Origin of the sequence: Limosilactobacillus vaginalis DSM 5837 = ATCC 49540 (genome assembly GCF_000159435.1) — a bacterium.
GTDB classification, from domain to species: Bacteria; Bacillota; Bacilli; order Lactobacillales; family Lactobacillaceae; genus Limosilactobacillus; species Limosilactobacillus vaginalis.
In genome coordinates this window covers 108,406-115,457 of record NZ_GG693416.1, presented here as the reverse complement: position 1 = coordinate 115,457, position 7,052 = coordinate 108,406, and the positions used below count along the sequence as shown (strand labels likewise).

5 protein-coding genes are annotated in these 7,052 nt (G+C 42.2%); all 5 read right to left on the bottom strand.

Features of this window, described 5'->3' with window-relative positions; genetic code table 11:
* Window positions 1–636: 636 nt before the first annotated feature.
* The 5 genes from HMPREF0549_RS08385 to ftsH all read right to left on the bottom strand — a co-directional run bounded on the left by HMPREF0549_RS08385 (window position 637) and on the right by ftsH (window position 6,947).
* On the bottom strand, window positions 637–957 hold the full coding sequence (locus HMPREF0549_RS08385) for a hypothetical protein (protein ID WP_003717859.1): 321 nt from the start codon (window positions 955–957) through the stop codon (window positions 637–639).
* 185 nt (window positions 958–1,142) lie between these two features.
* The gene (gene lysS / locus HMPREF0549_RS08380; protein WP_003717858.1) at window positions 1,143–2,666 is read right to left on the bottom strand and encodes a lysine--tRNA ligase; all 1,524 of its coding nucleotides are present in this window, start codon (window positions 2,664–2,666) and stop codon (window positions 1,143–1,145) included.
* 20 nt (window positions 2,667–2,686) lie between these two features.
* Window positions 2,687–3,697 (bottom strand): tRNA dihydrouridine synthase DusB, encoded by a 1,011-nt coding sequence (gene dusB, locus HMPREF0549_RS08375; protein WP_003717857.1) that lies wholly within the window; start codon window positions 3,695–3,697, stop codon window positions 2,687–2,689.
* 104 nt (window positions 3,698–3,801) lie between these two features.
* Window positions 3,802–4,704, bottom strand: coding sequence for an Hsp33 family molecular chaperone HslO (gene hslO, locus HMPREF0549_RS08370; RefSeq protein ID WP_040531819.1), 903 nt, complete (start codon window positions 4,702–4,704; stop codon window positions 3,802–3,804).
* A 77-nt stretch (window positions 4,705–4,781) separates the two neighbouring features.
* Window positions 4,782–6,947, bottom strand: coding sequence for an ATP-dependent zinc metalloprotease FtsH (ftsH, locus tag HMPREF0549_RS08365; RefSeq protein ID WP_040531817.1), 2,166 nt, complete (start codon window positions 6,945–6,947; stop codon window positions 4,782–4,784).
* Window positions 6,948–7,052 lie beyond the last annotated feature (105 nt).

The following is a 7,052-nucleotide window of genomic DNA, read 5'->3' as shown; positions in this document are numbered from 1 at the left end:
TCGCTGACTAACAAATTTATTATATCAAACGCTGTGTAAACTGTCAAGACCTAATTTTAATATTTCAACTAGCTATTAACAACTTTTTTAACAAGCAGCTTTAATAATATATCATGCTGTCTTTTCCAAGTCAACAACTAATTTCAATCAACAATTGAAAGAAATCATTGCCTCACAGACAACGTTAATTACTATACAAGCTCATCATTAATAAGTCAACGCCTATTCTAAAAAAAATAAATGAATTTTCTATAAACGAATTTTACGTTTTCTTATCTCATTATTGTTCATGATATTTGCTGTTTGGACATTAAGAATAACGATAAATTGGTTTAAAGTTCGACCTGTTATCAGCAACATTTACACTTACGCATGTAATTAAAATTGTTTTCACCATATTCACCGCAAAAATTTATCACTGACTGATCGCAATTTTCACTTTTTTGTCCGTTCCTAGTAATTCTAAAACTCATCACAAGGCAACCATCCCTTAGAGCTTTAATCACCATTAGTAATCCAATTAGCTGACTTTCTACTTACCGTTTATATTTCTAAAACTGATTACTCTACAGAAATCTAATATAAAAAGACTCCGCATTCTTTTTCAAGACATTGCGAAGTTACTATGAGATTCTATTATCGTTGTTCTTCCGGTACCCCCGAATAAATTCGGTCAACCACTTTATCAATTGGATCAATCTGATGAATGAAAGAAATGCCAAGACCAAACGAAGCATACCCCTTATTAAGATCACCGTCGATCATTCCATCGTGCATTCGGCGATAAGCATTGGCAGCGCGCCATACTTCTTTTTTGCTTTTGCCTTCGTCAGTTAATTGAACCAGTCGATTAGGTAATTCTCCCGGAAGAGAGCGATAGTATTTCGGTTCAGCACTGAACAGGACTTCATCATATGCATCGGTTTCTATGACAGCTTGCTTGATATTATCGGCCATTGGTGATTCTTCCACTAAGTAAATGAGTAAAATGATGCCACGACTATTCTAACTCTTGCTGTCTCTTACTTACAAAGCGCACCAGTATTAACCAGGCAGGTAGCGCAAAAAATATATGATCTAGTGAAATAGCCAAAAGGAGCCACACCCTTCTTAATCTTCAAGAGGATGTGGCTCCTTATACGTTACTTCTTCTTGTTCTTTTTCTTCTTACCGTTCTGTTCTTCCTTTTCGGGACGCATGGTTGGGAAGAGGATAACATCACGAATAGACTTAGCGTCTGTTAACAGCATTACTAACCGGTCAATACCGATTCCGAGACCACCTGTTGGCGGCATCCCGTATTCAAGGGCTTCAACGTAATCTAAGTCAACTGGTTCTGCTTCATCATTACCGTTAGCCTTTTCCTTAGCTTGCATCTCGAAACGTTCCTTTTGATCAATTGGATCGTTTAATTCACTAAAGGCATTCGCTAATTCACTACCATCAACGTACAATTCAAACCGATCAGTCATTGCTGGATTTTCCTTGTTCCGCTTAGCTAGTGGTGAAACTTCAACTGGGTATTCATAAACAAACGTTGGTTGGATCAGGGTATCTTCAACAAATTCTTCAAAGAAGGCATTTAAAATATGACCCTTTGTCCAGTATGGCTTATATTCAACTTTATGCTCATCAGCCAGCTTCTTGGCATCATCATCAGTCATTGATTCATCACTAAAGTCAATCCCAGTCTTTTCCTTAACTGCGTCAACCATTGTGATTCGCTTAAAGTCACCACCAAGATCGATCTCATGTCCTTGGTAAGTAACCTTACCATCATCAGAAACAACCTTAGCTGCTGCCTTTACAATCCCTTCAGTTTCGTCCATTACATCACGGAAATCAAAGTACGCAGCATAGGTTTCCATTGTAGTGAATTCAGGGTTATGGTGTGGATCCATCCCTTCATTCCGGAAAATCCGACCAAGTTCATAAACCCGTTCAAAGCCACCAACAATCAACCGCTTCAGGTAAAGCTCAGTTGCGATCCGCAGGTACATATCAATATCCAAAGCATTGTGGTGGGTAATAAATGGACGGGCATTGGCGCCCCCAGCTTGGGTATTCAAAATTGGCGTCTCAACTTCAGTAAAGCCGTGTTCATCCATGTAGCGACGCACTGCCTTAATGATCGCTGTCCGTTGGTGGAAACGCTTGAAGCTTTCAGGATTAGAAATAAGGTCAAGGTAACGTTGACGATAAATTGTTTCAGGATCAGTAACTCCTTCCCACTTATTTGGAAGTGGACGAAGAGCCTTGGATAAGAACGTAATCTTGTGAGCCCGAACGGTTAATTCTCCCGTATCGGTCTTAATGACATCCCCTTCAATCCCAAGGAAGTCACCAATATCAGCACGTTTAAAGATATGGTATGGTTCATCCCCAACCATGTCTTTCCGCGCATACACTTGAATCTTACCTGTCCGATCAACAAAATCAGCAAAGCCAGCTTTACCACTACTCCGCTTCCGAGTCATCCGACCAGCGATAATAACCATTTGGCCCTTTTCACTTAGTTCTTCCTTATCAAATTGATCGTACTTATCGTGCAGGTCTTGAGCAAGGTGATCCCGCTTAAAGCGACGACCGAATGGTTCAATTCCCGCCTCTTTAAGTTCTTCCATCTTTTCGCGACGAACGCGCATTTGATCTAATTCTTGTGACACTTATTTTCTCCTCCTCTTGATTAAGCGTGCTTCCGTTGCTCTTTCTTCAATTCACGCTCAGCTGTTTGTTCAGCAAATCGATCAAAAATATCATTCATTTCCTGGCGAGTCTCTGCTTCAACCAATGAAGCCTTGGTCCGAGCAGAACGGGGAATTCCCTTAAGGTAGTACGTAGAAAGACCTCGAAATTCCCGAACACCAACATACTCACCCTTTAGATCAATTAACCGGTTAAGGTGTTCCTTAGCCATCTTAATTTTTTGTTCAGGGGTTGCCTCCGGAAGAAGCTCGCCAGTTTCCAAATAGTGTTCTGTCCGCTTTAGCATCCATGGATTACCAAGGGCAGCCCGACCAATCATTGCTGCGGTAGCGCCGGTTTCATCTAAGATTCGCTTAGCATCCTCTGGCGTTCGGACATCACCATTAGCCATAAATGGAATTGATAAATGATCTGCTACTTCTTTTAGTATATTCCAATCAGCGTGTCCCGTATACATCTGTTTTCGGGTCCGACCATGCATTGCCAAAGCTGCAGCACCTGCCCGTTCAGCTGCCAGGGCATTCTCAACCGCATAGATATGCTTATCATCCCAGCCAGTCCGCATCTTAACCGTAACTGGTTTTTTCACTGCATCGGTAACATACGATACCATTTCGTAAACCTTATTTGGATCAAGAAGCCAGCGGGCACCGGCATCCGTTTTAACAACTTTATTAACTGGGCATCCCATATTAATATCAATCACATCGGCTGCCGTATGTTCATCAACGTACTTTGCTGCCTGAACTAAAGTTTCCTTAGTTCCGCCAAAGATCTGAATTCCCATCGGGTGCTCGCTTGGATCGACATCCATCATGTTCAATGTCTTCTTATTGTGGTACATAATCCCCCGATCAGAGATCATCTCACAGACCACATATCCCGCACCAAACTCCTTACAGATTACCCGAAATGCTGAGTTGGTAACTCCAGCCATTGGGGCAACTACAACTTGGTTAGGAATTTCGACATTTCCAATATGCCACTTCATTTTTTCACCTCATTACAAAATTAATGTGAACTGCACTGGCTAATTCTTCGTTCAATAACCAAATTATGATAGCACATCATTGATTTTTCACCAAATAAATTGGATTATTTGGATTCTTCTTGATCCATTTTGTCATAAATATCCTTCAGCTCTTGTTCGCTAAATTCGTACTTCTTACCACAGAATTGGCAAACTGCCTCGGCATGGTGATCTTCATTAATCATCTTTTCCAAGTCTTTTTTAGCGATGCTTGCCAAGGCATGAGCAAAGCGTTCCTTACTGCAATCACAGCGATATGAAACTGGCATCCGGTCTAAGATTTTCAGTTGATCACCAAAGATTCGTTTCAAGATATCTTCAGGAGTATCGCCGTCACGAAGCATTTCTGACACTAGTGGTAAGTCCTTCAATTTCTTTTCTAGCTTGCTAATCTCTTCATCACTTGCTCCAGGAAGGACTTGGATCATAAAGCCACCAGCAACTTCAATTGACTCATCAGGATTAACAAAGACGGAAAGACCAACCGCTGACGGAATTTGTTCTGATTGAGCAAGGTAGTATGTAAAGTCATCCCCTAATTCTCCAGAAACTAAATTAACTTGTCCGGTATATGGGGTCTTATCTCCAGGCGCCATTTTGGTAACGGATAATGTCCCGTGTTTACCAACTGCTCCAGAAACATCGATCTTTCCTTTTTCATTGGCTGGCAAGCTAACGTGGTTATTCCCCATGTAGCCCTTAACTGTTCCTTGTGCCGTCCCATCAGCAACAATAAAGCCAACTGGACCATCACCCTGAATTTTAACGGTCATTCCTGCTTCCCCTTGGAGACTAGCAGTTGCCAAAAGGAGAGTTCCAATTAGTGTTCGACCTAAAGCAGCTGAAGAAGCACTCCAGGTATCATGAATTTCATGTGCCTTTTCAACTAATTGGCTGGCATTAACCGCATAGGCACGAAACTTGCCATCCTTGCTGATACTTTTTACTAAATAGTCTGTTGATTTCATTTTTATCATCCTTTCACGTAAAAAACAGGAAGAACACGACCGACCTTCCGGCTTATTCCCCCTGTTTCTCAATCTAATTATTTATCTCGCTCATCCGGAGCATCGGAATGATCGGAATCTGAGTCAGCATCACTAGCAGATGTTGGTGCATCAGCTGCTTCACTATTTGGAGTATCAGCAGCTTGTGTAGCTTCTTCATCTGTAGCTGAACTACTTGCTTTTAGTTGTTCAGTTGCATTACTGTGCTTTTCATCTTCTAATCTTTCCAAAGCACGCTTTGACTCTTCAAAGGTTTGTGCACGGGCTTCTTCATCAGCCGCAGCAATATCCTTATCAGGCAATTTTCCAGTCTTATAGAGGCTGAGAATTTGCTTTTCGTCAAGTGTTTCGTACTTCAGTAATGCTTCAGCAATCAGCTTATGTTGTTCACGGTGGGTCTCAATAATGTGAAGAGCTTGTTCATGTCCTTCACGAAGGATCCGGCGAACTTCCTCGTCAACTAAGGCAGCGGTCTTTTCAGAGTATGGTGCCTGATCGTAGCCCTGACCTGTAAATACTTGACCAGAACTTTGTAATTCAACAGGACCAATCTTATCACTCATCCCGTATTGGGTAACCATTGCCCGTGCGATTTGCGTTGCTTGTTCAAAGTCATTAGAAGCACCTGAAGATTGGGACTTGAAGATTAATTCTTCAGCCGCACGACCACCCATTAATCCGGCAATTTGTTCTTCAGCGTTCTTCTTGGACATTAACATTTGATCTTCACGTGGCAACATAATAGCGTAACCACCAGCACGACCACGAGGTACAATCGTTACCTTATGAACAACTCGGGCGTCATTCAAGACAAGTCCAACAATCGTGTGCCCTGCTTCGTGGTAGGCAACAGTCCGTCGTTCTTGCTTTGATTCAACTCGATCGTGCTTAGCTGGACCAGCAATTACCCGATCTTCAGCTTCATCAAGATCAGCAGCATCGATCTTTGTCTTGTTCCGCCGAGCAGCTAATAACGCAGCTTCGTTCAGCAAGTTAGCCAAGTCAGCACCGACAAATCCAGGTGTTTGCTTAGCAATCTCCTTCAGATCAACGTCATCCGCCAATGGCTTATTCTTAGCATGAACACGAAGAATGGCTTCACGTCCCTTAACGTCTGGACGACCAACCAGGATCTTCCGGTCAAACCGACCTGGACGAAGCAAAGCTGGATCCAAGACATCAGAACGGTTAGTGGCAGCCATAACGATGACACCTTCGTCACCCTGGAATCCATCCATTTCAACAAGTAATTGGTTCAAGGTTTGTTCACGTTCATCATGGCCACCGCCCATTCCGGCACCACGACGCCGACCAACGGCATCAATTTCATCAATGAAAATGATTGCTGGCGCTGCTTTTTTGGCCTGTTCGAATAAGTCACGAACCCGGCTAGCACCAACACCGACAAACATTTCAACGAAATCAGAACCAGAAATTGAGAAGAACGGAACACCAGATTCACCAGCAACCGCCTTAGCAAGTAAGGTCTTACCAGTACCTGGAGGACCCTCAAGTAGAACACCAGATGGGATCTTAGCACCCAAACGAGTAAACTTCTTTGGATTCTTTAAGAATTCAACAACTTCAACCAATTCTTGTTTTTCTTCTTCTTCACCAGCAACGTCAGAGAACCGAACCTTGTTTTTCTTGGCATCAGCAGGCTTTGCTTTTGTCTTTCCAAAGCTCATTACTCCACGACCGCCGCCACCTTGGCCAGCTTGACCCATCATCATGTAGAAGAAGAATATCATGATGATTAGTGGCAAGACAGTTAACAGCAAGTTCATCCAAACACTGTTAGATTCCTCTGCCCGTGTACTGATCTTAACGTTATCCCGGTTAGCGTACTTTTGCAGTTGACTAACAGTTACGTCACTTTGTAATACCGAACTTTGGAAGTGGTTAACTTTACTGTTTCGTTGCGTGGCAAAGCCAAAACTATTAGCAGAGTTATTATCAACAGATTGTGGCTTACGGTAAGTACCAGTAATCTTATAAACTCCACCATTTGGCTGTAGTTGGAAACTCTTAACCTTGTTACTCTTCAATTCAGAGATAAACTCTGTTTGTGAGACAGTCTTACTTTGTCCATTGTTTTGGCTTCCACCAAAGAAGAAGTAAGCAATTCCCATAATACATAAGAAAATCACTGCGTAGAAGAGAACGTTATGAGTAAAATTATTGTTTCTCCGATTGTTATTCATAACAACCTCCTATCTACCAGCAACAATAGTGTGGTTACAATTGTAGTGACTATCATAGCATAATTGACAAATATTGACCAGCCAATTATCGCGCTGATAATCACT